Source organism: Kutzneria kofuensis (assembly GCF_014203355.1).
Lineage (GTDB): Bacteria > Actinomycetota > Actinomycetes > Mycobacteriales > Pseudonocardiaceae > Kutzneria > Kutzneria kofuensis.
This window is the reverse complement of sequence record NZ_JACHIR010000001.1, coordinates 2,847,332-2,872,879: the sequence shown is the minus strand read 5'-3', so window position 1 is coordinate 2,872,879 and position 25,548 is coordinate 2,847,332. Positions and strand designations below refer to the sequence as shown.

At 67.4% G+C, this 25,548-nt stretch carries 17 protein-coding genes, 1 tRNA gene and 1 pseudogene; 14 read left to right on the top strand and 5 right to left on the bottom strand.

The window, feature by feature from the left end; translation table 11 throughout:
* The first annotated feature begins 7 nt into the window (after positions 1–7).
* Positions 8–2,128: an ISAzo13 family transposase gene (locus BJ998_RS13005; RefSeq protein WP_184861519.1), complete on the top strand. Its 2,121-nt coding sequence runs from the start codon at positions 8–10 to the stop codon at positions 2,126–2,128.
* A gap of 13 nt (positions 2,129–2,141) precedes the next feature.
* A pseudogene (locus BJ998_RS13000) lies at positions 2,142–2,615 on the top strand (transposase); the annotation flags it as partial.
* Between the two features lie 267 nt (positions 2,616–2,882).
* Here the strand turns inward: BJ998_RS13000 and BJ998_RS12995 are convergent.
* Positions 2,883–4,655: a DUF1996 domain-containing protein gene (locus tag BJ998_RS12995; protein WP_184861517.1), complete on the bottom strand. Its 1,773-nt coding sequence runs from the start codon at positions 4,653–4,655 to the stop codon at positions 2,883–2,885.
* A gap of 381 nt (positions 4,656–5,036) precedes the next feature.
* Between BJ998_RS12995 and BJ998_RS12990 the strand changes: the two genes are divergently transcribed.
* Both BJ998_RS12990 and BJ998_RS12985 read left to right on the top strand, forming a co-directional pair.
* Positions 5,037–5,285 carry a hypothetical protein gene (locus tag BJ998_RS12990; protein ID WP_184869228.1) on the top strand — a complete coding sequence of 83 codons (249 nt, stop codon included), beginning with the start codon at positions 5,037–5,039 and terminating at the stop codon, positions 5,283–5,285.
* 374 nt (positions 5,286–5,659) lie between these two features.
* Positions 5,660–5,730: transfer RNA gene (locus BJ998_RS12985), tRNA-Ser, on the top strand.
* Positions 5,731–6,026: 296 nt separating this feature from the next.
* On the opposite strand, the gene BJ998_RS12980 is transcribed toward BJ998_RS12985, so the two are convergent.
* On the bottom strand, positions 6,027–7,124 hold the full coding sequence (locus BJ998_RS12980; protein WP_312890078.1) for an IS630 family transposase: 1,098 nt from the start codon (positions 7,122–7,124) through the stop codon (positions 6,027–6,029).
* A gap of 248 nt (positions 7,125–7,372) precedes the next feature.
* Here BJ998_RS12980 and BJ998_RS12975 point away from each other — a divergent pair, with 248 nt between their 5' ends.
* The gene (locus tag BJ998_RS12975; protein ID WP_425558971.1) at positions 7,373–8,509 is read left to right on the top strand and encodes an IS701 family transposase; all 1,137 of its coding nucleotides are present in this window, start codon (positions 7,373–7,375) and stop codon (positions 8,507–8,509) included.
* 308 nt (positions 8,510–8,817) lie between these two features.
* On the opposite strand, the gene BJ998_RS12970 is transcribed toward BJ998_RS12975, so the two are convergent.
* The 3 genes from BJ998_RS12970 to BJ998_RS12960 all read right to left on the bottom strand — a co-directional run bounded on the left by BJ998_RS12970 (position 8,818) and on the right by BJ998_RS12960 (position 11,667).
* Positions 8,818–9,546 carry an integrase core domain-containing protein gene (locus BJ998_RS12970; protein ID WP_184861515.1) on the bottom strand — a complete coding sequence of 243 codons (729 nt, stop codon included), beginning with the start codon at positions 9,544–9,546 and terminating at the stop codon, positions 8,818–8,820.
* A gap of 81 nt (positions 9,547–9,627) precedes the next feature.
* The gene (locus BJ998_RS12965) at positions 9,628–10,875 is read right to left on the bottom strand and encodes an IS110 family RNA-guided transposase (RefSeq protein ID WP_184859048.1); all 1,248 of its coding nucleotides are present in this window, start codon (positions 10,873–10,875) and stop codon (positions 9,628–9,630) included.
* Between the two features lie 501 nt (positions 10,876–11,376).
* Entirely contained in the window at positions 11,377–11,667 is a 291-nt protein-coding gene (locus BJ998_RS12960) for an integrase (RefSeq protein WP_246488580.1), read from the bottom strand.
* Positions 11,668–11,957: 290 nt separating this feature from the next.
* Here BJ998_RS12960 and BJ998_RS12955 point away from each other — a divergent pair, with 290 nt between their 5' ends.
* The 9 genes from BJ998_RS12955 to BJ998_RS12915 all read left to right on the top strand — a co-directional run bounded on the left by BJ998_RS12955 (position 11,958) and on the right by BJ998_RS12915 (position 25,435).
* Positions 11,958–12,245, top strand: a complete 288-nt coding sequence (locus BJ998_RS12955) for a hypothetical protein (RefSeq protein WP_184861513.1) — start codon at positions 11,958–11,960, stop codon at positions 12,243–12,245.
* A gap of 377 nt (positions 12,246–12,622) precedes the next feature.
* Positions 12,623–13,440 (top strand): IS5 family transposase gene (locus BJ998_RS12950; RefSeq protein WP_184857770.1). Its coding sequence is split into 2 segments (ribosomal slippage): positions 12,623–12,965 and positions 12,965–13,440, totalling 819 coding nucleotides; the frame shifts between segments, so codons are not numbered across the junction.
* 77 nt (positions 13,441–13,517) lie between these two features.
* On the top strand, positions 13,518–14,654 hold the full coding sequence (locus BJ998_RS12945) for an IS701 family transposase (RefSeq protein ID WP_425558971.1): 1,137 nt from the start codon (positions 13,518–13,520) through the stop codon (positions 14,652–14,654).
* 390 nt (positions 14,655–15,044) lie between these two features.
* Complete coding sequence (locus tag BJ998_RS12940; RefSeq protein WP_184861509.1) at positions 15,045–15,785, top strand: hypothetical protein; 741 nt, start codon at positions 15,045–15,047, stop codon at positions 15,783–15,785.
* A 155-nt stretch (positions 15,786–15,940) separates the two neighbouring features.
* Positions 15,941–16,408 (top strand): DUF6907 domain-containing protein, encoded by a 468-nt coding sequence (locus BJ998_RS12935; RefSeq protein WP_184861507.1) that lies wholly within the window; start codon positions 15,941–15,943, stop codon positions 16,406–16,408.
* A 702-nt stretch (positions 16,409–17,110) separates the two neighbouring features.
* A complete protein-coding gene (locus BJ998_RS12930) occupies positions 17,111–18,700 on the top strand; it encodes a DUF2397 domain-containing protein (protein WP_184861505.1) in 1,590 nt (529 codons plus the stop codon).
* Positions 18,697–20,007 carry a DUF2398 family protein gene (locus tag BJ998_RS12925; protein ID WP_184861503.1) on the top strand — a complete coding sequence of 437 codons (1,311 nt, stop codon included), beginning with the start codon at positions 18,697–18,699 and terminating at the stop codon, positions 20,005–20,007. Before BJ998_RS12930 ends, BJ998_RS12925 begins: the two co-directional genes overlap by 4 nt.
* Positions 20,008–20,012: 5 nt before the next feature.
* On the top strand, positions 20,013–24,164 hold the full coding sequence (locus BJ998_RS49140) for an SbcC/MukB-like Walker B domain-containing protein (protein ID WP_184861501.1): 4,152 nt from the start codon (positions 20,013–20,015) through the stop codon (positions 24,162–24,164).
* Positions 24,161–25,435, top strand: a complete 1,275-nt coding sequence (locus BJ998_RS12915; protein ID WP_184861499.1) for a DUF2399 domain-containing protein — start codon at positions 24,161–24,163, stop codon at positions 25,433–25,435. Before BJ998_RS49140 ends, BJ998_RS12915 begins: the two co-directional genes overlap by 4 nt.
* The last annotated feature ends 113 nt before the right edge of the window (positions 25,436–25,548 follow it).

Below are 25,548 nucleotides of genomic sequence, written 5' to 3'. Positions count from 1 at the left end.
GCATGGTATGGCGATCACGGAGGAGGTCCTGGCCCAGCTTGGGTGCCGGTTCGCGGCGCTACTGCCGCATCTGAACGAGCGCCAGCGGCGGCTAGCCGCCGCCACCGAGGCACGACTGCTCGGCCACGGCGGAGTGCGCACCGTGGCCCACGTGGCGGGAATGAGCGAGACCACCGTCCGCCGCGGCATCGTGGAACTGGAAGCCGGTGAGGATCCGTTGCCCGACGGTCGGATCCGCGCTGCGGGCGGCGGTCGTGAGCGGACCGAGGAACATGATTCCGGGGTGCTGAAGGCTCTGTTGGGCTTGGTCGAGCCGGATGAGCGCGGTGACCCGGAATCGCCGTTGCGGTGGACGACGAAATCGTTACGGCACTTGGCTGACGAGTTGACCCGGCAGGGCCACCCCGTGTCCGCGCCGACTGTAGGTCGGTTGCTGAGAGCAGCCGGGTTCAGCTTGCAGGCCAACACCAAGACGCTGGAAGGCACGCAGCATCCGGACCGAGATGCTCAGTTCCGCTACATCAACGACCAGGTTACCGACCATCAAGCCGACATCGAGCCGGTGATCAGCGTGGACACCAAGAAGCGGGAACAGTTGGGGCGGCTGCCGATGGCCGGGCGGGAGTGGCGGCCGACCGGCGAGCCGATCGAGGTCGAGGACCATCACTTCTTCTTCAGTGGTCCGGACGTGGAGCAGGCCATCCCGTACGGGGTCTACGACATCGCACGCAACACCGGGTGGGTCAACGTCGGGGTCGACCACGACACTGCAATGTTCGCGGTCGAATCCATTCGCCGTTGGTGGAAAGCGCGCGGCAGCCTCGACTACCCACGAGCCACACGCCTGCTGATCACCGCCGATGCGGGCGGCTCCAACGGCTACCGCTACCGCGTGTGGAAGAGCGAGCTGGCCGTCCTGGCCGCCGAGACTGGGCTGGCGATCACGGTCTGCCACTTCCCTCCAGGAACAAGTAAGTGGAACAAGATCGAGCACCGTCTGTTCTCCCACATCACCCTCAACTGGCGTGGCCGCCCACTGACCAGCCACGAGGTCGTGGTCAAGACCATCGAGGCGACCCGCACTCACACCGGGCTACGGGTCGAAGCGGCGCTGGACACCGGCGACTACCCGACCGGCGTCGCGATCAGCAAGGAACGCTTCGACGCTCTGCCGCTGCGGCGGCACACCACGCACGGCACCTGGAACTACACCCTGCACCCGCAGCCCCTCTCGTGCTCCACCGAGGTGGTTCCCGTCGGCGAGCAGGATGGGCCGGCCGGTCGTCGTCTGGCCATGCTCACTCAGCTGGCCGACCCCCGGCTGACCGGGCTGAGCAGCTCCGAACTCGACCAGTTGTCCACAACGGTGGCCCCAGCCCAAGCTGCCCGGGCACACCAGCGCTACAGCGAACAACGCGGCGGCCGCGCCCGGCGGGCCACCGGCAAACTCCGTGGCAGTAAGCCATTATTCGACGATGCCGCTCGCCTGCTGATCACCCTGATCTACCAGCGGCAGGTCTGCTCGATGAACGTGCTCGCGGACCTGCTGGAGGTCACTGGCGTCTGTATCGGCGATCTTGTCCGGGAAACCCGCGAGGTCCTCGAGGACCACAGTCACAGCCCGGGGATCGCGTCAGTCCGCTTCGGCGCCGCCCGCGACCTGCTCGGCTTCCTGGAGACCGATCTTCGTCCTGCGCGATCCGGGATCATCGAGACGCTGTCCGCTCCGGCCCTGACCGGGATGGGCCGGGACGAGTTGCGCAAGCTGACCGAGCGGCTCGCGGCGCGGCAGGCCGCTCACGCCGAGCGGTTGGCCCACCAGCGACGCGGTGGGCCTCGCCAACCGGGCGCCCGCGGCGGTGTCTTCCCTCAGAAGATCAGCAACAACGAACGCGTTCTGCTCACCGTGTTGTATCTCAGGAAACTGTCCACATTGGATGTCTTGGCCGACGCGCTCGGCGACGTGACCCGATCGGCCGTTGCTGCTGTTGTCCGCGAGACCCGACCGCTGTTTGAACGCGACGGATGTCTCCTGTCTCCCGCGTCTATTCGCTACCGCACGGCCGCCGAACTCCTCGCCGCGGCGTCCGCACCGAGCCCGGCGGGAACCGACACACCGACAAGTTGATCTTTTACAGCTTCACAAAATCGCAAATGTCCTTGCGGCACTGCCGAAATGCGCCCATCCTGGGGCGAAGAAGGCCCTCGCGGAGATCTGGAACGCCGAGGACCGCCGGCACGCTCTCGACGCGGTGGCGGCGTTCCAGGCCGCTTACGGGGCGAAGTTCCCCAAGGCCGTCGCGAAGATCACCGACGACGTGGAGGTGCTGCTCGCGTTCTACGACTACCCGGAGCAGCACTGGATTCACTTGCGCACCACGAATCCGATCGAGGCGACGTTCGCGACGGTGCGCCACCGCACGAAGGTCACCAAGGGGCCGGGGTCCCGCGCGGCTGGTCTGGCGATGGCGTTCAAGCTGATCGAGTCGGCCCAGGCCCGCTGGCGCGCCGTGAACGCACCTCACCTGGTCGCGCTGGTCCGGGCTGGCGCGGTCTTCGTCAACGGCAAGCTCGTCGAACGCCCCGAGGACCAGTCCCCGTCATCAGCCGCTTAAACGATCTTGATCCACAGGTATTGACAATAGCTCCCATCTGGGAGTGGCGGCCGTGTCCTGCTTCGCCTGCGCGTCGACCTCGGCCACCGCTGCCGCTGCGGCCGCGTGCTGCGCGTCGGCCTCCGTGCGTTTGGCCACCGCGACACTCTCTTGCTGCTGGGCCGCTGTGTTGGACGCGTTCTTGACTACAGATCTTCTGTGGAGAGATCACGTGTGCGAGTTTCACGTCGCGAGTCGCTCAGGAGCACAGAGCGAGCATGCCTCCCTTCATCGACCGCCGCCCTTCGTCGTGCTGAATCCGCGAGCCCTGCGGATGATCGTCACCGCGCCGACTGCCAGCACCACGATCAGCAGCACCCCGCCCAGGACCATGACTGTATTCGGTCGGTTGTCGGTCGAGGTGGACGCAGCCGTCTCGGTCTGTGCGCCCTGCTGCGCCTGTTGCTGGCCGTAGTCGGTCGCCGGCTGTTGGCCGTAGTCGGTGGTCGATGTCGGCGACGCCGTCACCGCGCCCTGTGCCGGGTCGGTGGTTGGCGATGGCGCCGTCGTTGGGTCCGTGTCCTGGGCCGGCTCGGTGGGGTCGGTGTTCGTCCCCGGTGACGCCGTCGCCAGATCTGTGCCCTGGGCCGGCTCGATCTGGGGTGAATGCTGGGACAGGTCGCCGTCGCCCTCGGTCGTGGCCGCACGGTTCGAGACAGCCGGCGCCTGGACAGGCGCGTCGGATTGGATCACACGCTGGCTGGACGCCGGCCCGCCGCTGTCTCCGGTGCCACTGCCGCTGCCGCCCTTGCCACCGCTGGTGCTGCCACCACCGGCGTTGCCGCGAGCGGTGGTGGTGCTAGCGGCGGTGGTGGTGAGAGTGGTGGTGGTGCTAGCGGCGGTGGTGGTGAGAGTGGTGGTGGTGCCACCCCCGTTATTGCCGCCCTGGCCGCCACCGGTCGTACCGCCGTTGTTGTTGCCGCCAGCGCCGGCGTTGCCACCCTTGCCGCCGCCTTGGGGCTGGTTCACGCACTGCTGACCGCTGTTGATGCAGCTGACGACGCCGTTCATCTGCTGGGAGTTCATCACGTTCTCCCAGTCGGCGTGGTCGGTGGCCGGGTTGTGCAGCTGGCCGTCGAAGCCGTCGACCGCGAACACCGAGCCGTTGGGCACCGAGTTGTAGACCAGGGTGTACTGCAGGGCCGGCACGGCCTTGGTGCCCTTGGGGCACTGCCCGTTGTTCTTGGGGAACACCAGGTGCGTGCGGTGGTTGGCCGAGTCGGTGTTCTTGCCGTCCCAGCAGGACGGGAAGTCCATGATCCGCTCGACGGCGCTGCCCTGCGGGCAGACCGGGTACTTGTTGGTGACCCGGTTCTCGAAGCCGGTGCAGGTCCAGGTGGCCTTGGCGTTGGCGGCGCCGTTGGTGACCTCCTTGGCGTCACCCATGATGCCGCGCAGGAACTGCGGGGCCGCGGTCACCTTGCCGGCGCCGCCGCTGGTGAACTTGATCGTCACCTGGTTGGGCTCGACCAGCCGGCCGATGTTGCCCTTGTCCGGGCCCTGCTGGTTGTTGTTCTTGCCGTTGGCCTCCTGCTTGACCCGGATGACCGGCCAGAAGAAGGTCGACTTGTCGCCGTTGGCGCAGGTGGTGCCGCCGGCCGCGAGGCTGCGGTCGTTGGAGCGGGCCGTCGTGGTCCGGTTGCCGACGTAGTCGTGCACGTGCAGGGCGCCGTGGTCGACGCCGGGCGTGACGATGAAGTTGTCGGAGTTGTGGTGGTTGTTCTGGTTGGTGCCGCAGTCCTCGGTGAAGGAGCCGCTCGCGCCGCCGACGTTGGCGTTGCGGTTGGGCTTGACCTTCTTGATGTCGATGAAGTCGTTGGCGAACGGTCCGATCTTGTCCGAACCCGGCTTCCGCGCCTTGGCCAGCAATGCCTGCACGCTCTTCATCTCGGGCGAGTCGCCGGTCGCGGCGAACGAATCGCCGGCGCCGGCGGCGACGGCGATGCCCACGGCCGATCCGGCGGCCAACACGAGGCCGCCGATCACCGCGGTCAGCCGCATCCCGCGGGACCAGGGCGTCCTAGTTTTTCCGAACACTGATTCCCCTTGCGGAACTGTCGCGGTCCGGCAATTGAACCCGCACGCGCGGCGACGGCCGTCGGCTTCTCGCTACCAACTACCGCGCGGACGGCAGAAAGGCTCACCCCGTTGCACGTTCACAGTTGACGGATTTACGGGGCGGGTCTGGCCTTGTGCAGGCTGTGGGGTTCACACGTCAACCACCGGCGCTGACCAGTAGCTTTCCGTGGCCCATTCGTACACGTTGATCAGACCTCCGAGGAGTCGCAGTCGCGTGATCCACCAGGCGCTGAGGTTCGTCACCGGGTGGATCAGCCGAGGCGGGAGGAGCCCGCGGGAACGATGAGGCCGTCGGCCGCTGTAATGCCTGACGTATTCGGCGAGTACGGCGTGCAGATGCCGCTGGCTCACGATCAGCAGCGACCGGTCAGCTCGGCCCTGATGGTGGGGCGCCTGGAGGACATGCACGGCAAGCGGCGCCTGCTGTTGGTCGGCCTCGCCGTGATGGTCGCCGGCTCAGCGTTGCACGGCATCGGCGAGGTCGCCCAGCTGCATGGAGGCCTGAGCGGCGGCGTGGTCCACCGTGTCCCCGCCGGGACCGCCAGGACGTGAGCCTCGACGGCATGGGGTTCGGCAGCGTTCACGGGTTTTCTCCTGGACGAGGCGCACGGTTCCGGTGTTACATCCCCCAAGCCCACGACGCGTCGCGCAACTGCTCGTCCATCGCACGACACCCTCGCGCAGCACCGCTGATCTTGCCTGGATGGTTGATGAAGCCATCGTATACAAACACGTCCTGAGTCCCGTCGAGGTCGCGACCGGGTGTGCTGTGACACAAGGGGTTTCATGCGTTTCACACTGGATCGTCTGGAGCAAAACTGGAGCAGGGATGTGTGTTGAACCTGCATCGAACCGCACTGTACGGCACTCAAGTGCAGTGACCGCAACGGGTTTGACGTGGCGGTTCTCTATTTCCGCAGGTCGGAGGAACTGTCTACAGTGGTTGCGCGCCACACTGGCAGTGTGAGGGTCAGGGGTTCGAGTCCCCTCAGCTCCACAATTGTTGAATTATTGGGATACGCCCTCTGACCTGAGGAAACTGGGTTTGGGGGCGATCTTCATTTTCCGTCCCAAGTGGACAGTGGATGACGTAACTGGAGCAAAACTGGAGCACGACCATGATCCGCGCGAAATAGGGTCACGGTTTTGCTCCACCCCATTCGGGTGATTCTAGGCAGCGCGCCTCCCGCGTCGCCGCTGACGGCGTGAATGACGGCGGCCGGCGTTGCCCGTCCAGGGATAGGCCGCGACCGCCGTAGCGGACCAATGACGGCCAATTCGTCTAGTGGCGTGTCATGCAACCTTGGGCGGGTAATGGGTCCAGGTCCTGATCGGTGAGTCGGTGGCGAACCCGGTCTTGGGTCGGGCGCGGGCGTTGCGCCAGCGGATGTAGGCCTCGATCGCGGCGTTCTGCTCGGCGTGGCTGCGGTGATCAGTGCCGTTGAGGGCGAAGTAGCGCAGGGCGGCGAACTCCGCCTCGATCCAGTTCAACCAGGACCCGTAGGTCGGCAGGAACACCAACTCGACCTGGTTGTCGGCGCACCAGGCACGGACCCTGGGATGGCGGTGTGGGGAGAAGTTGTCCGCGATGACGTACAACTTCTCCCCAGGCCACCGGGCGCGCAGGACCTTGAGCAGACCGAGGAACTCGCGGTGGCGTTTGCGGTCCCGGATACGGTAGAAGATCTTGCCGGTGGCCAGGTCCAGCGCGGCCAGCATGTGCATCACGCCGTCGTAGCGGTTGTAGGTGGCCCGCTGACGCAGCGGTCTGCCCACCGGTCGCCAGGCTTTTCCCTTGCGGGGCTGCAGGTTCAGCGGCCCGAACTCGTCGACACAGACCACACGCCCGTCGGTGGGTGGGTGGTCGTAGAGGTCCAGGATCCGGTGCATCTTGGTGATGAAGTCCGGGTCCGTGGAGGCCTTCCAGGTGGTCGTGGTCTGCCACGAGACGCCGCCGGCGCGCAGGATCCGGCGCAGCGTCTCCCGGCTGATGGCCACCACGGTGCCGCGGTCGAGTAAATGTTCCCGCAGCTTGGCCAGTGACCAGGTCGCGTACGCGGTGATGCCCCAGTCGGCGGGGGACGTCCGAGCGATCAGGCAGATCCGCTGGCGGATCTGCTCACCGATCGTCCTCGGTCGTCCCCCTTTCCGTTTTGGGTCCAGCGCGGCGAACCCCCGTTCGTTGAACGCGTGGATCACATCGCGCACGTAATCGGGGCTGACCTGCAGCAACGAGGTGATGTCCCGGACGGCCTGGCCCTGGCCGGACATCAGCACCACGATCGCCCGGCGTAGCTTGACCGGGTCCTTCGCGGTCCGGGTCACTCGCTGCAGCTTGCGGCCTTCCTCCATCGACAGTGCCCGGACGAACACCTCGGGTCGACGAGCCACAACCACCTCCCGCAGTCGATCTACGGGACCAGCCTGGTCTACCGCTGGTGAAGATCAATTACCGGGTCGACGTACTGAGACGAGCCACTAGGCAGCGCACGGCGGCCGGCCTGTAGCCGGTGGACACGTCCACCCCATCGGCACCGCCGGTATTGGTGTCACTCCTCGTCAGACGAGACCTAGTACGACAACGACAGGTTGTAATCTAGGTCCGGACTCTGGTAGTTGATCTTGTTGTGTTGGCGGAGATGGTGGCGGACTGGTCGGCGAGCTTCGAGGCGTTTCTGGGCCGGTTCGCCGGCAGGTTCCCCCGAGTGGAGTCGCGGCGCCGGATGCGCTGGTATGTCAAGGGATTGCTCGCCGAGATCGAGCGGAAGAACGGGTGGACGCTGGCCGAGGCCGCCGGGGATGCGGGGCCGGAAGGCATGCAGCGGTTGCTGAACTTCTACGCGTGGGACGCCGATGGCTTGCGTGACGACGTGCGTGCCGCGGTTGTGGAACGCATCGGTGACGGTGAGCAGGGGGTGCTCATCGTCGACGAGACCGGCTTTCTGAAGAAGGGTGCCCACTCCGCAGGAGTCGCACGGCAGTACTCGGGCACTGCCGGCCGGATCGAGAACTCGCAGATCGGGGTATTTCTGGCGTATGCCTCACCACGCGGTCGTGCGCTGATTGATCGGGAGTTGTATCTGCCCAAGGACTGGACCGATGATCGTGACCGGTGCCGGGCGGCTGGCATTGATGACGAGGTGGAGTTCGCGACCAAACAGGTGCTGGCCCGCCGGATGATCGAGCGTGCGCTCGCGACGGAGGTGCCGTTCGGATGGGTGACCGCCGACGAGTTGTACGGGCAGGACACGAAGTTCCGGCTGTGGTTGGAGACCGTGGACGTCCCGCATGTGGTGGCGGTGCCCAAGTCGGCGATGGTGGTGTCGATGCACTTGGCCAAGGTCCGGGTTGCGCGGATGATTGCGGACGTCGCGGACGCAGATTGGCAGCGGCTCAGCTGCGGGGACGGAGTTCGTGGCCCTCGGGTGTCGGACTGGACGGCGGTGGAGATCCGGCCGTTGCGCCGGCGGGGTTGGGGGCACTGGCTGCTGGCTCGGCGTTCGGTCAGCGATCCGACCGACATCGCCTACTACGTGTGTTTCGGGCCTGCCGATACCAGCTTGGCGGAGCTGGTTCGTGTCGCGGGCAGCCGCTGGGCGATCGAGGAGTGTTTCCAGACGGCGAAGAACGAGACCGGTCTGGATCACTACCAGGCGCGGGGTTACCAGGCGTGGTACCGGCACGTCACGCTGTCGATGACGGCGTTGGCGTTCCTGGTGATCACACGGCCAACCGTTGAAAAGGGGGCTCCGTTGCTGGCGATGGTCAGACCGTGATCCCGTTGTCGGTCAACGAGGTTCGCCGGTTATGGAACCGGGTCGTGGTCCGTTCCGCCCACACCGTCGATCACATCCTGCACTGGTCACGGTGGCGGTTGGTTAGCCAGGCCCGTGCCCGAGCTAGCCACCACCGGAGACAACATCACGACCTGTCGTTGTCGTACTAGTGGACGCTGCGGGTGGGCTGCACGTTGGCCGTTGCCCCGAGTGCGACTGCCGAGACCGATGCGGGCAGAGCGTCATGGACTGGTGTGAACGGCGCGTGTGGGGTTTCAAAAGTAGTTCACCAGTGCTGACCAGCAGTTTTACGCGGCCCGTTCGTACTCGTTGATCAGGCCTCCGAGGAGCCGCTGTCGTTTGATCCGCCGGGAGCTGAGGTCTGCCACCGGGTAGGTCGGGTGGGGTGGGCGGAGCTCGCGGGAACGGTGTGGGCGTCGACCGTTGTAGTGCCGGACGTACTCGGCGAGCACGGCGTCCAGATGCCGCTGGCCCAGGATCAACATGCGATCGGTGACCTCGTTTCTGACGGTGAGCACGAACCGTTCCGCATAGCAGTTCGCCCGCGGACAACGCGGAGGGATCTTGACCGGCGTGATGCCCACGTCGGCCAGGACGGCGTCGAACGAGGCCGCGAACTGGCCGACACGGTCGCGGACAAGAAACCTGAACTCATCGGCTCGATCACCGAGGTCCATCACGAGGTTGCGGATCTGCTGCGTGGTCCACCCGCCGTCGGGATTGGTTGTCGTGCCGAGGGCGTGGACGTAGCGGGTGCCGACCTCCAGCACGAAGAACACGTAGATCCGCTGGAGGGTGAGCGCGCAGTCGACGTGGAAGAAGTCACACTCCAGTATGGTCGAGGCTTGCGTGCGCAGGAACTGCCGCCAGGTCGTGTCGCTGTGCCGGTCCGGCGCGGGAGGTATGTGTGCCCGCTTCAGGCTCCGCCGGATGGTGGAGGCACCGACCTGGTGGCCGAGTTTGAGCAGTTCGCCCTGGATCCTTTTGTAGCCCCAGGTGTGGTTCTCGGTGGCCATCTGTTCGATCAGGCCGGCGATCGCCTCATCGATGGGCGGGCGGCCGACCCGGTGTGGATAGACCTCCGATCTCGCTAAGTGTCAAGCTGCGGCGGCCTGGGCGGGTGTGTCGTCGATCGGCCCGAACGCCTTGATCGAGTCGTAGTGCTCTCCAGTCTGTAGGCAATGGTGGAGCTGGCCGAGGAAGCGGTTGAACAGGTGCCGCAAGGCGGCAGCGTGTCGGTCACCGCGTTCTCGGCGACGCCGGTAGTGCTCTTGGGGCGCCCCGGTCTTCGCCATCGCAGCGAAGGCCCAGAGGAACCCGGCGGCGTTGAGCCGGTCGTTCTTCACGGTGCGGCGGGTGATCGAGATGCTGCGTCCGGATGCCCTCGTGACCGGTGCGGAGCCGGCGTATGCCTTGAGCGCGCGGGCGTCGGCGAACCGGCTGCGGTCATCGCCGATCTCGCCGAGCACCCGGGCTCCAGATAGGTCAGCCAGGCCAGGGAAGCTGGTGATCACGGCGTAGTCGGGGTGTTGTTGGAACAGTTCCGCGGTGGTCTGGCTGAGTTGATCGACGGCGGCGCACTCGGCGTTCAGGGTGCCGAGCAGAGCGAGGGCCTGACTGCCGAACGCGTCCTCGACGGCAGGTGGCTGTCGCAGCTGCTCGGCGCGCAGGGCTTGGCATAACTGGAGGGCCAGATCCTCGATGCCGCGCTGGCGGCCGGCCCTGCGTAGTGCGGCGGCCAACTGTGTCTTCGTCACCTTTGCTGCGGCCGCTGGGGTTGGCGCGAGAGCCAGGACGGCGCGGGCCTCTGGGCTGGCCAGGTTGGTGACGGTGCCCTTGGCGAAGGCGGCCAGGAACCCTGGGTAGTACTCGCGCAGCACTGCCCGCAGTTCCTGGGTGGCGCGGGTGCGACGCCAGGTGGCATCTTGGGTGGCACGGGAGAGCACTGCGACGGCGCGGGCGAGGTCGCTGTCAGCGGGCAGCGGCCGGTGGGCGTGAGCGTCGGTGCGCAGGATGTTGGCCAGCGTCATGGCGTCGACGTGGTCGGACTTCTTGCGGGCGACGGTGTGGCGCTCGCGATAGCGGGCGACGGCCATCGGGTTGATGGCGTAGACGCGGCGGCCGGTCTGGCGCAGGGCCGAAACCAGCAGGCCGCGCGGGGTTTCAATCGCGACCGGGATCGGGGCCTCGGCGATGTCGCCGGCGTCGGCGAGCATCGTCATCAGCTCGGCGAACCCCATGGCGGAGTCGCCGATGCGACGCTTGGCCACCAGACCGCCGTCGGCGTCGATCAGGGCGACGTCGTGGTGGTCCTCGGCCCAGTCGATCCCGCAGAACACCTTCACTCTGTGTTTCTCCTCGAACTGGCTGTTTGTGCTGGTCAACGAGACCCTGGTGAGAACGCGCGGCGCCCTAATGACGAGGCTCTATGGCCTGACCTCCGATTGAGCCGTTCACGATCCCAGCGATCCGCGCGGGCACCGGTCTCGACGAAGAGCTCATGCGGCTCCCGGCCAACGAGGTGTCCTCCGTGCGGACGGGCTCGAATCACGACGACCATCTTGATCAACGAGGCGGTGGCGACCGTGCTGGCCACCACCACCTCCGGTTCCGTTGTCGGCGCGGTCTTAGCTGGAGGGCTCGTGGCCCGAGGTATCGCCAGGCGTCAACGGAACGAGTGAGGAGGATGTCGAGGCGAGAGGCGCCGGTCTACACCAAGAAGGCTGCTGCCATGGTCCACTTAAGGCGTCCTGCTCGCACTCGACCATCCAGAACGACCAACCAGTGCGCCGGCCTGGACGCAGGTCTACCGCCCTGGGTAACTCAGAGGCGTCACCGGCGGTCGTTCACGAGTCATTAGGTCCACTTTGCGCTACGAGGCGCCGATGCCAACGCAGGATCGTGCCCGGGGTGACCAACCGGTGCAGCCGCAGCCCCGTGGGCAGCAGGCGGACCAGCGCGGCGATCACAGCCCGGTCTGCCCAGTCCAGGCGAGGTCTTGGGTTCTTGCTGCGCAGCACGGCGACCTCGTGGCGTAACACCAGCAACTCGGCGTCCTTGGACGCCGAGGAGCGGCCGAGTAGCACCAGCAGGCCCACAAGCCTGAGGAAGATCAGGTAGAGCAGACGCAGCGCCATGGCTGGCGATCATGCCCTGCCCGCTGAATTTCCCATCGCCGCAGGTCGGATACGTGGGCGGACTTCCGGAACCCCGCAGGGTGGCGTCGCGCAGCACGTGTGCCAGTTGCTGCTGGAGCACCTGACGGATGCGTGGTTGTCTCCACCTCGAAAGCAAGCCTGCATGCAGAACGGGTCGTTCCAGACCAAGATCGCTGTCTGGCGACGCCGGTGGCAGAGGCCAGGGATTGGTCCCAACGGGTGGTGGTCGGCCGTACTGCTGGGGCGGCGCACCGCACTACCATGGCGAGGTGGCCACCTTGGAGGAGATCGAGGCGCGGCTCGCGGCCGTCGAGCAGCAGCTGCAAGCCGTGCGCCAAGACGCCGCTGCCGCACGAGTGCTTGCTGGGGCGGCAGATCGGGACGTGTCGGAGTTTCGGCAGGCCTTGAACGCGCACACGACGACGCTGAATGCGCTGCGAGAGACGCAGGTGGAACATCAGCAGGAGACGCGTGACGGGTTCGCCAGGGTGAATGTTGGCATGGCAGAGATTACCCGGCTGCTGAACCGGCTCGCCGAGCCGGAGAGTGGCGAGTAAGTGACCATGGCGCATGGAAGGCCATGGGGTGTTGCATCGTCTGCTCGTGGCGGTATTGGCTGGTGATTCACAGCTCGTGAGACAGCGAGCCTGCCTCGTTAGCTGTCACAGGGTGTTCCGTCGCCTGGCGCCTTATCTGGCTCGTTACGTCGTGTGAGGCGAGCAAACGATGAAGGGTCGGCGGGTCGCCGGGGACAGTGCGCATGCCTGGCTTCGCTCGGGTGGGCGCTTGAGGAACGGTACGTCACGCCGTAGCGATGCCGCTGCTCAGCGGCCCGCGAGGTGCGACACGGAAGCAAGCCGCTCGGGTGGGTGCGGCGCAGACTAAGAGCTCGTCTCACGTGGATCTTGCTCGGCCGCTGCCATGATCAGACGTTGTGACGGATGCGTTGTCGCAGCGGCTGGTGCCCGACGAGTTGTGGGCACTGGTCGCGCCGTTGGTCCCACAGTTCACGCCGCGTCGGCAGGGCGGTGGGACGACGCCGGTGGACGACCGGGCGGTGTTCACCGCGATCGTGTTCGTGTTGACCAGCGGCTGCGCCTGGCGGCATCTACCGCCGTCGTTCGGGGTCACAGTGCCGACCGCGCACCGCAGGTTCACCGAGTGGACCAAAGCGGGCCTGTGGCCACGGGTGCATCGGGCGGTCTTGGACGAGTTGGGCGGCCAGGGCTTGATCGATTGGTCGCGGGTGGTGGTGGACGCGGCGGCGGTGCGGGCGAAAAAGGGGGATCGTTGACCGGTCCGAGCCCGGTCGATCGAGGCAAGCCGGGCTCGAAGATCCACGCGCTGTCCGACCGGGCCGGTCTGCCGTTGTCGGTGGCGGTGTCGGCGGCCAACACCAACGACGCCTACGGGCTCAAACCGTTGGTGCGGGCGATCCCCGCAGTGAAGTCGCGGCGTGGTCCCCGTCGGCGCAAGCCGGCGAAGTTGCACGCGGACAAGGCCTACGACATCAAGGAGTTACGGGCGTGGGTACGCGAGCAGGGGATCGCGGTGCGGATCGCCCGCAAAGACACTGAGTCCAGCGCGCGGCTGGGTCGGCACCGGTGGGTCATCGAACGCACGATCGCCTGGTTGTTCGGGTACCGCCGACTCGCGATGCGGTACGAGCGCAAGGCGAACCACTTCTGCGCGTTCCTGACGTTGGCGGCGGCCTTGACTTGCTTCAAGAGGCTCGCCAAGGCCGCCACGTAAGACACCCTCTAATACGACAACGACAGGTTGTAATCTAGGTCCGGACTCTGGTAGTTGATCTTGTTGTGTTGGCGGAGATGGTGGCGGACTGGTCGGCGAGCTTCGAGGCGTTTCTGGGCCGGTTCGCCGGCAGGTTCCCCCGAGTGGAGTCGCGGCGCCGGATGCGCTGGTATGTCAAGGGATTGCTCGCCGAGATCGAGCGGAAGAACGGGTGGACGCTGGCCGAGGCCGCCGGGGATGCGGGGCCGGAAGGCATGCAGCGGTTGCTGAACTTCTACGCGTGGGACGCCGATGGCTTGCGTGACGACGTGCGTGCCGCGGTTGTGGAACGCATCGGTGACGGTGAGCAGGGGGTGCTCATCGTCGACGAGACCGGCTTTCTGAAGAAGGGTGCCCACTCCGCAGGAGTCGCACGGCAGTACTCGGGCACTGCCGGCCGGATCGAGAACTCGCAGATCGGGGTATTTCTGGCGTATGCCTCACCACGCGGTCGTGCGCTGATTGATCGGGAGTTGTATCTGCCCAAGGACTGGACCGATGATCGTGACCGGTGCCGGGCGGCTGGCATTGATGACGAGGTGGAGTTCGCGACCAAACAGGTGCTGGCCCGCCGGATGATCGAGCGTGCGCTCGCGACGGAGGTGCCGTTCGGATGGGTGACCGCCGACGAGTTGTACGGGCAGGACACGAAGTTCCGGCTGTGGTTGGAGACCGTGGACGTCCCGCATGTGGTGGCGGTGCCCAAGTCGGCGATGGTGGTGTCGATGCACTTGGCCAAGGTCCGGGTTGCGCGGATGATTGCGGACGTCGCGGACGCAGATTGGCAGCGGCTCAGCTGCGGGGACGGAGTTCGTGGCCCTCGGGTGTCGGACTGGACGGCGGTGGAGATCCGGCCGTTGCGCCGGCGGGGTTGGGGGCACTGGCTGCTGGCTCGGCGTTCGGTCAGCGATCCGACCGACATCGCCTACTACGTGTGTTTCGGGCCTGCCGATACCAGCTTGGCGGAGCTGGTTCGTGTCGCGGGCAGCCGCTGGGCGATCGAGGAGTGTTTCCAGACGGCGAAGAACGAGACCGGTCTGGATCACTACCAGGCGCGGGGTTACCAGGCGTGGTACCGGCACGTCACGCTGTCGATGACGGCGTTGGCGTTCCTGGTGATCACACGGCCAACCGTTGAAAAGGGGGCTCCGTTGCTGGCGATGGTCAGACCGTGATCCCGTTGTCGGTCAACGAGGTTCGCCGGTTATGGAACCGGGTCGTGGTCCGTTCCGCCCACACCGTCGATCACATCCTGCACTGGTCACGGTGGCGGTTGGTTAGCCAGGCCCGTGCCCGAGCTAGCCACCACCGGAGACAACATCACGACCTGTCGTTGTCGTACTAAGACGATTTGCGCGCATGGTCTGTAAGGTGAGGATTGGCTGCGTTGTTCGCCGGATGCGTCCTCCTGTGAGGCAGCTGAAGCTTAAGGTGAGCATCGTGTCCACTGGCGGATGATCCGCCTAAATTACCTAATCCATGTGGAGTATTTTTGTCCATACTGGCCGGTAGATAGCGAATAGGGGGTATTGGAGCGTTTCGGTGACCTCAGTGGAGGAAGATGCATGTCCTACCATGATCAGCCGTCGACCTTGGACATCGTCGAGCGGCGGTTCGTTGAGTTGACGACGCCGCCGACTGCCTTGAGCTTGGACTGTTCGGCACTCGGCTGCGGCCTGCCGGAGGGGCTCATGTGCCTGGATGAGTTGCGGATTCTGCTGCTCAAGCACAGCACGGCCTGGGTCACCAAGGATGCTGTCTGGAAGGAACTGGTGCGCCGCGCCCACGCGGAACCGGATCCGTGGGTTATGGCAGCGGCTGGGATGCTCGTCCCAGGGCTGAAGCGCATCGCCGGCCGGTTCGGCAACCGGTATCCCGGGGACAACCGCGATCTCGACTCGGAGATCCTCGAAGGCTTCCTGGAAGCACTGGATCTGGTCGAAGTCGGTCACCCGAAGATCTATTCACAGCTCTACATGGGGGCCTTCCGGCGAGGGTATGAAGCCTGCTGCCGCGAGCGCCGGCTGGCCGCGAAGCGGGCTGAGCTCGACGAGCGAGACGCGGACACCTACCACGCCCGTAGGGAAGGGCATCCCGATCTGGTATTGGCGGACGCGGTCCGGGATAAGGCGTTGACCGCTGAACAAGCAGGGCTACTATCTGACGTGCACCTCGGTGGCATGGATCGCAAATGTGCGGCCGCGTTGCTGGGGGTGACCCCGCGACGATGCTGTGCGCAACTGGCGCAAGCCCAGCGGAAGCTGATCGGTTTTCTTTCCGATCGCGTGCCGGACATCGCGTCCTGAGCCGGCGCGGCTTGGACAGCGTTCCAGTGTGTTCGACTTCGATGACCTCTCGATGCGGAGGTGTAGCTGTGAGAAGCGCTGTTGACGATGTGTCCCGTCTGACCTCTGGCCAACGTGCTGGCCGTGCCTGTGTGCGGTGTAATCGCAGTCCGGTGGTGGCCAAATCTGTAGCTGTGCTCGACGGTGTCCACCTGATCGCGTGCGATGACCGACGCCGCAACCTGTGCGGCCGCCAGGTCTACTGGCTCGACACCCCTTGTCCGCACTGGTGTGCGGGCGGACATCGCGACGGGGACATGGCTGATGATGGAACGCACTTCTCTGGCTGGAACGGAGTGGTGCTTCTGACGTTGGAAGACGGTGCACGGATGACGTCATCTAAAGAACACGATGAGCTGTATCAGCCTGAGTACGTCTCCGTGAGCTTGCAGCAAGACGTGCGTGAAGTGGCCGCGCAGATTTGGTGCGGCAAAGGCGAAAGTAACACGGGCTGGCACATGACCGCTGAGGAGGCGCGGGAACTCGCCGCGGTCCTGTCGGAAGCAGCCGCGCTGGCAGACACTGCCACGGATGACCCGGTGGCCAACGAGGTGCATTCCGCGCCGGCCCTGGCTGCAGCGTGACGATCGCGACGTCATGGGGACTTCCGGTGCGCAGATCGCAGACGATTGGTAGCGGCGGCGTTGCGCTGATCAGGTGAGATCTCGTGGCATTGGTGTGGCCGCGAGTCGACCGCACTCGTTGCGACGCGGCGGCCATGTTGAGTGAATGGCGCGTCGATGAACGAGGGGTGCTTCGCTGATGTCGGACGATCACGCGAGAAGGCGATCACGATGGATGTGCTCGCTGTGTCGGATTCCGACGAATGCGAAGTGCTGACCGATGCAGAGCGTTGTCCTTCGGCTTGACAGAGTCGGCCTCGATGGCGGTGCCCTTGGTTGGCGTGCAGGGGCGCCGCCGTCACGCTGTTCGCTCTTCCACACGGCATGGGGCTGGGGCGGATCCGCTCGGGCCTCGCCCACGACGGTATGACCTGCCTGGCGTCGCCATCAGTCCGCCGCATCATCACGACACAGAACGTCCAGACAGCGGGTGGGCCTGACCTGGGTTGAGGCCGACCCGCAGGCGAAACTAACTGCCCGTCACGAATGAAGATCGCCGGTGGTGCCACCACGGCCGGAAACACGCTGCACGACTGTGTGGTCGGCCGAATTTGTCGGTGGTGCGCAGTACCGTCGATCCCTGGCACGTCCCGCTGTACGCACTACGGCGAGGCGCCGTTCTCAAGCACCGCACCACCCCCCTTTGTGGCGAGAGGAGAGCGGATGGGGGACTCGACTGGGCCGGGCGTGGGCTCGCCCGACACCAGCAGGTTCGAGGTCACTGTCACCGACTCGCGCCGAGCAACCGCGTACCTCATCGCCCCCGAGGCCGACGAGTACATCGCGATCATGGCCGTACTTGAGGCGTCAATCACGGACATGATGCCGGCCGAGATCGCCCAAGCGTTGCGTGAGGCTGGCACCCCGCTCGATGACCGGCTCGTCGAGACGCGGCTGGACAAGCTGCGCGACTGGACCGCTGCGTCGGCGCGCACGGACACCAGTCGGATCCTGCGGCACGCCGACCTGTTGGCGCGCAATTGGCGCTGGACGGCGACCCCGGCCGGGCGGCAGGTCCAGCGGTTCTACTCGACCGTGCTGGCCGATACGCCGGCGATGCGGGAGATCCCCCTGTCCAGCTTGGCGCGTGTGGTCACGGCGCTGGAAGCTCTCGCCGCGATAGTCCCGGCCGGCATCCCTGAAACCACGGATGTGGCCGGGGCTGACACGGTCGAACACATCGGCAGGCTGTTCATCAGTCACGACGACCTTGATGCTGCCCTCGTCGGCGCCGAAGACACCCTCGCCACGCTCGCGGACCGATTCGACCTTGGCGACGAGGCGACCAGCGAACTCAAACAACTCCTCGTCGAGTACGCCACCCGGGTAGCCGCCGAGCTGGAAACCGGATCGGCCCGGGCGCACCGCGCGTTGCTCACGTTGGTGCCGTACTTCGAGGCGCTCGCCGATGCTGCGATCACCGCCTCCGAGGCTCGTGCGCTGATTGACCGGGGCGCGTTGGCTGCGTCGCGCGGTGGACGCCGGAGCGACTGGGACGGGTTGGTGGCCTGGTGCGACCCGGCCACCGGGCGAGCGGCACGGTTCGCGCTACGGCTGGTCCGGGCGTTGCCGGGCATGCACGCCAACCTGCGCCGGCTGCATGCGTCATCTTCGACCGCGACCGGACGTGCCCGAGCGCTGCTCCTGGCCCGCGCTTGCACCGATCGCACGCTGGGACGGGCGATATTTCTGGCCGCAGTCGGCGATCACCCGTGGCGCAAACTGTACGACGAGGCAGATGACGATGATCTGCCTCGCATTCCGTCCTGGCGCGATGGGCCGACGGTCACGGTGCCGGACCTGTTGCGGGCGACCGGACGCGCTGGTGCCCGTGGTCGCCCGCCAGCGGCCCGGGACGACACCGCCGCACGGGCGGAGATCGACGCGCGACGTCGGGAGCGCGCCGCGGCGCACCTGGACGCCCTGCGGGAGGTGCTTGCCGCGTCGCCCGGCAGCCCGCTCTCGACTGCTGCGGCACGGGTGGCGCTGGCCACGCTGATGGCCGCGACCCGCGCGCCGGCCGGTGGCCCGTACCGAGCCCGCCGCAGCGCGCATCGCGACGGTCTGGCCTGCACGCTGTTCCACGTCCCTGGTCAGATTGCAGTGTTACGCGCGCCGGCGTGGCGAGTGTGGCTCCCCGACCGGGCGATGGTGTTCCATCCGGCCGGCACCCGGGCCTCGACACCACCGGTGACCAGCCCCGACACGGATACCCCGGTCATCATGCGCGTGTCCAGCGGCGGTGTGGCATGAGTGAGGCGCAGGCAGGCAACGATGCGGCTGAGCAGACCGAAAACCGTGGCCGCAGGGCATGGTCGGTCGAAGCCGATGCCGAAGTGAGTGCGGCACTGCGCACACTTGCCGCACGGCCATGGCTGGTCGCTGGGCGCGACGACGAGACCATCGCTGCGGTGCGCCGCAACCTCGACACCGTGCGCGAGGCGTTCGCACGGCTGGGGTGGGTGCTCGTGGTGGAACGGGACCTGGTTCGCCTGCGGAAATCCCCGCCGGTCCGCCGCGACGCCTGGGCGGCCACTGCACCCGCGCCGGCGACCTGCTCGTGGTTCTTCTTGCTCGTCGCCGCCGCCGAGGCAATGCCACCGAGGGTCGGGCTCGCGCAGTTGGTGACTGCGGCCCGCGCCGCAGCCGCCGAGGCAGGACTGCCGGTCACCACGGACATCGCCGAGCGGCGCGCGATTGTCGCGGCGCTGCGGATGCTGGATGAGCGCGGTGTCATCGAGCAGATGGACGGCGTCGTGGATGGCTTCGTCCACGATGAGCACGCCCCCGTGCTGCTCGCTGTGCATCACACCCGACTCAGCCATGTGATCGCGAACTTCGCCGATGCCGACCCCAGCGCCGATCCGGCCGGGTGGCTCGCCCTCGTCGAACGAGAACCCGACGCCGCACGCCGGATGCGGCGCCGGCTGGTCGACGACACGCTCGTGCATGTCGCGGACCTGGACGAGGCGGAAGCGGACTGGCTGTCGCGGCGGTTCCGCGGGGACGACGGAGCGCCGTTGGCGGCCGCGTTTGGTCTGCACGCGGAGCGCCGGGCGGAAGGAGCGGCGTTCGTTGTGCCCGCTGAGGCATTCCGGCGCCCCCGCGAGCTGGGCCCTCTGCCCTTCCCCACCCCCGGCACGACTGGCCACGCCGCGCTGCTGCTCTGCGATGCGGCAGCAGTGGACGGCACCCTGGCGGCGGACCGCCCGGGATGGCGCGCGATCCGAGATTCGACCGTCCTCGCGTTGCTCGCGTCGTGGGGCCAGCAGTTCGGCGCCGGCCGGGGCGGCTGGGCCGGAGAGGATGTCGACAACCCGGCCGGTCTCGCCGGGAAGGTCCGCGCGCTGCTGACGGGCTTGAATCTGCTCCGCATCGACGACACCACCGCGGCCGATGACGGGGAATCTGCCGAGCGGCTGTGGTGGTTTTCGCCCGCAGCAGGACGCTGGCGGCCTGCGACTACTGCCACGACCCGCGGCCCGGCCACACGAAGGGCCGCCCGCGATCAGCCGCCGCCATCCGATGCGTTGCTAATCCTCGACTCCCCGGAGCGCTGAGCATCGTGACCCGCGACCTACCCACCCCGATGTTCGCCGACGACGAGCTACTGCCGCCTGCCGGGCACCCGGAGCGATTCGGCACCCGCTGGCGACTGGTCGGCGCCGGCCTGTCCAACGTATGGCGTTACGGCGACCTCGTCCTGGACGCGGCGTCTGGACGGCTACTGCTGCGCGGCCCGAACGGCACCGGCAAAACCACCGCCCTGGAAGCGCTGTGGCCGTACCTGCTGGACCTCAACGCACAGCGACTGGTCGCCGGCAAGGCACGCACCACAACGCTGAGCTCGCTCATGCGCGAGGGTGCCACCGGCAAGCGCCGGTACGGCTACCTGTGGCTGGTCCTTGCCGCTCCCGGCAGCGACGGCATCCACACCTTCGGTGTCCGGCTGCAGTTCTCCGCCGGCGCCTCACCGGCCGTCAAGGTCATCCCCTTCACCGTGCCCGGCGCGCCGATCACCGACTTTCCGTTGCACGACACTGGCCGCGCCCCGCTGATGCTCGACCGGTTCACCGAGCTCGTCACCGCCGCCGGCGGGCAGATCTTCGATGACGAGGACGCCTACGTCACTCACCTGGCTGCGCGGGTGTGGAATGCCAGCGCCACACATCTACGAGACCTCGCCCAACGGATTCGTGCGGTGCGTAACCCTTCGCTGCTCGGCGACGTATCACCACGCGCCGCCGCGGACGCCTTACGCGAAGCGCTCCCTGGCGTCGCCGACGACACGATCACCGCGACCGCGGACGCGCTCGCGGAATCCGACGCGACCCGCGAGGCGTTCAACCGCGACCGAGACGCCGCCGACGTACTCGACGAATTCGCTGGTACATGGGCCGGGCACGTCACTGCAATTCTCACCGACGCCCACGCCGTGGCATCCGCCGCAGCATCCGCAGTCGACCGCGCCGCGGCCCAGACCAGTCAGCTGGAGCGCAAGCTGGCGAAGGCGGACGAGGCAGAACGCGACGCGCGGTCCGCCGAGGAGACGCTGCGGCTTCAGCTGCGGGACATCGACGCACGGATCGAGGTGCTCGAAGACGACGAGAACTTCAAGGCCGCCGGCAGAATCACCGAGCTCACCACACGGCTCGGCACTGAGAAGAAACACGCCACGGCCGCTCTTGCCCAACTGACGACGACCACTACGACCCTGCGCGAGCAGACGGCCTCGCTGACTGATCAGGTCGGCGAGCTGGTGGTTGATCTCGACGAGCAGGTGAGTGCGGCCGCGGAGGCCGACACCGGTGCGGCCGTTGACAAGCCGTTGCTCAGCTGGACATCCCGGCCAAGGGCCGTGGTCACCATTGGCGGCACCGTAGCTGATCCGGGGCCAGGGTTGACCGTCGAGGCGGATCCGACCCGACTCGACACGATCGCCGAGCACTGGACGGCGCGGGCCCGATACCACACCGTCCGCGCCGGGGACGCACAGTTGGCGATCTCCGACTTCACCAGGACAGTCGCACCAGCAGCCGACGCGGCACGAACGGCCAAGACCAAAGCCGATCACGCCGCGCAAGCCGCGGACATCGCCACCCAGACCGAGCAGCGGACTACCGTCGCCGCCCGGACCGCAGCTTCCGCATGGCTCGACGCGGTTGCGGCGTGGCCGGTCGCCCCCGGCGACCTGTATGCCCGGCTGGCTACCGACAGCGATGACGGCATCGCCCTGTGGACAACGAGCGACCTCGATGAGCTTCGCACGGCCGAACCCGGACAGGTCCTGGACGAGGCGTCGCGCTGGCGGCAACTCGTCACGGACCGCGCAGCGCACGCTCGTGCGACCCTGCTGCACCAACGGCACGCGCTGCTCGAGCGCGCTGACGAGTTGACTGAGGATGCCGCGGCGCGTCGTGCCGAAGCCGATGAACTTCGATCTGGTCAGCTGCTGCCGCTACCACGACCCGCATGGCTGGACAGCAATGACGACACCGCGGCGCTGGCCGCGGCACTGGAATGGTCGCCGACCTTCCCCGACGAACAGGCCCGCGCACTTGTCGAGACCGCACTGGCCGCATCCGGCCTACTGGCCGCCACACTCACTGCCGACGGCGCGGCGACCGCCGCCTGGCAGGTCCGACCGGCCGGGCCGGCCGTCCCTACCAACCTGCATGCCGTGCTCGCCGTTGACCAGGACCATTCGCACGCCAACGCCGCCGCCGACGTGCTCGCCCGCATCGCACTGCACGCCACAGCAGCGGACGACGGCGAACCTGCTGCCGCGCTTGTCATCGGCCGTGATGGCACCTTCCGCGCGGGGACGTTGTTCGGTCGTGCCCCCGGCACCGATGACCCCAGCCAGCTGCCCCCGCCACAGCACGTAGGCGGCGCACAGCGCCGTGCCGCCGCCCTCGCCCGCGCCGAGCAGCTTGACGACGAGGCCACCGATCTTGATGTTGCGGCCGCAACGGCGCGCTCGACCGCCGACCAACTGCGGCAGCGCGCGGCCGCAATCGACGAGCACGCCGCGGCATTTCCTAGCGCACGGACCTTGGAACAGAAGGAAGTAGCCCGGGTCGGGGCAGCGCAGGAGGCCACCCGGCTGCGTCACGAGGCTTCCGATGCCCAGAAGACGTCGATCGCGGCCGCGGAACATGAGGCCGAGCAGCGACTCGAATGGTCAGATCGCACCCGATCCCGCTCCCTGCCGGCTGATCGAGACGCACTCGACCAGATCAAATCGAACTCGTCCGATGCGGCGAAAGCGCTCCACACAGCGGCAACAGCGGTCCAGAGGCTGCGTTCTCGGCTTGAGCGGCTGCTCGCAGAGGTCAGCCGCCTCGGTGACACCAGCGGAACCCTGCCAAGACTGTGCTCGGAAGCGCAAGCCGCAGACGATATCGCCGCCGCAACCGCGGAGAAAGTGCGCGTGCTGCGTGAGAATGTCGGTCAGGCCGCGCAGCAGGCGCACGCCGCGCACGCCGCCGCCTGCTCGACACGAGACGATCTGCGCGCACAGACCGGCCCGGCCCGAGACAGTGTCGAGAAGGCCGCCCGAGAGACGAGCCGACTCGGCGCGCTGCTCGAGTCAGCGCGGCTCAACGAGCAAGAGGCGAAACCAGCTGCCGATGCTCGCCTTCGCGAGCTGCGGTCACTGCTGGCGGCACCCGGTGTCGCCGAGGTTCTCTCCGGTGTGGTCGGGCCGGACGCGGTCGCTGCCGACCTGCTGGACGCGGTCGCTCGCGCGCTGGCCGGCCGGCGAACATACGGCCGCAAGACCCTGCGCGAACGCTACGACACCGCCCGTGCCGCACTGGCCGGCATGTGGACGCTGGACCCCGCCGACAGCTACGCAGACCTCGACACCTTCGTGCTGACACACGATGACGTGCCCTTCACGCCGATCGCGGCGGCCCGCCGCGCGCAGGAACTGAAGGCGAAAGCGCAGGCCGCACTGGACGCCGCTGAGGAGTCCGCGCTGCGGGACTTCGTTGTCGGTCGCCTGCCGTCGGCGATCGGAACGGCATGGACCCGGCTCCACGACTGGGCAGACGACGTGAACCGCAAAATGCGCTCGGCGGCGGCCTCCTCGGGCGTCGGGGTGCAGGTCCGCGTCCGACTGGTTGACGACCTCTCCCCGGCGGCCCGGACCGTGTACGAGCTGGCGTGCAAGGTCGCCGACGCCGACCGCACCCGAGAGCAGAAGGCGATGGTCGGCCAGGCTCTACAGCAGTTGATCGCCGCAGCCGACGGCGACACCATGGTCGACAAACTCGCCGCTGCCGTCGATGTGCGCAGCTGGGTCGATGTGTACTACGAGGTGACCCGACCCGGCAGCAACGCCCAGCGATGGTCCCCGAAGACAGGACTGTCCGGCGGAGAACGCCGGCTGGTGGTGCTTGCGCCGATGATCGCGGCGGTCGCTGCGGCCTACGACAGCCTCGTCCCCTCCGGCCTACGGCTGATCGCACTCGACGAGGTCCCCGCCGAGGTCGACGAGCGCGGCCGGGAAGGCCTTGCCCGGTATCTGGCAGAACTCGACCTGGACCTGGTGTGCACGAGCTATCTGTGGGACGGCGCACCAGGAGCATGGGACGGCATCGACGCCCATGACCTGGAGGCGGCAGGGGATGGCACCGTCGTCGCGTTTCCCATGCTCATCCGTGGCCTGGACGCGCTGCCCGGAGATCCGACGGTGGAGCCGAACCGATGACCGCCTGCGTGTACTGCGACGGTGAATGCGCCGGCGCCGACCTGGCTCCACTGCTCACGGACAACTTGCTATGGCTGTGGGCCGCGGTCGGCAAGACCGCCGACCGCCGCGGTGACCCCGCCCTCACCGACGGCACGCTGACGGTCACCGCACCACCACAGCCGGATGCCCGGTCGGCAGCGATTGGATTGCTCGGTGGCGTCGTGCTCCGCGCCGGGCAGCGCCGCAAGGTGGTCCTAGCCGCCCTCACCGCCCGCCTGCGCGCTCGTGGGGCCGCGCTGACTCCCGGCGCCGTGGCCGCTCACGCGCTGCACCGGCGGGTAGCGGCCACGGCCATCGCAAAGCGGGCGCGCGATGAGCTGCTGGACGCAGTGCATGATGATCTCCATCGCGGGCTGGAGGACCTACCCGTACATGTCCGCGACCACCACGTCGACCCAGCCGAAGCCTGGGCCCGGCTTCGCGCCGCGGGGTGGCTGGCCCGACTTGCGGCGCATCCCCACCCACATCGACTGGTCGCGCAGGCCACCGCAGTGCTCGCCGCCTTGCCCATGCCAGGACAGCGGACCGACCGGCGCACACTAGTGGCCAGCGACCCGCACGCGCTGGACGACGGCACACCGCTGGCCGCGCTGGTGCTGGCACTGGCTGGCCAGGCGGGAAGGAAAAGACGCGACGCCTGGGATCGGCTCGGCGTCGACTACGACGACCTCACCGGCGGGCTGCTCGCGCTGGGGATACACCCGACCGGATGGTCGCTTCCTGCCGACGCGGTCGTGACCATCCCGCCACGCGAGCTCATCCGATCCGCCTGGCCGGCACCCCCGACACCCCACACCTGGGTGTTCGTGACCGAGAACCCGTCAGTGGTCACCGCCGCGGCTGGGATCGCGACGAGCGCGCCAGTGCGGCTGCTGTGCACAGTCGGGACGCCCTCGAGATTGGAAGCTGCTGCCGTCGCCGCGCTGGCTGACGCTGGGTGGCAGGTGGCGGTGCGCGCCGACTTCGACCCGGCGGGGCTGGCGAACATGCGGGCGCTGTTGTCGGCATGCCCAGCTGCCGTGCCTTGGCGGATGAACGCCGCTGACTACGCCCAGTCGACGCCCTCGCGTGACACCGGGACCCCGATCACCGTCGTCGAGGCGGACACGCCGTGGGATCCGGCGCTTGCTCACGCGATGGCTGCACACGGCACACCAGGATACGAGGAAGCACTGCTGCCGGAACTGCTGGCAGACCTGGCAGCAGGCCAACCGCGGTGCCCAGCGTGAGCGAGCAGGCCGTGAACGTCTCCAGCCCGTGGCGAGGTAGTCGTCCCGACGAGGACAACGATGATCGAGTTAGGGTCGGCCTGGCTCGCAGGGGATGGCCAGCAGAGGTGGCG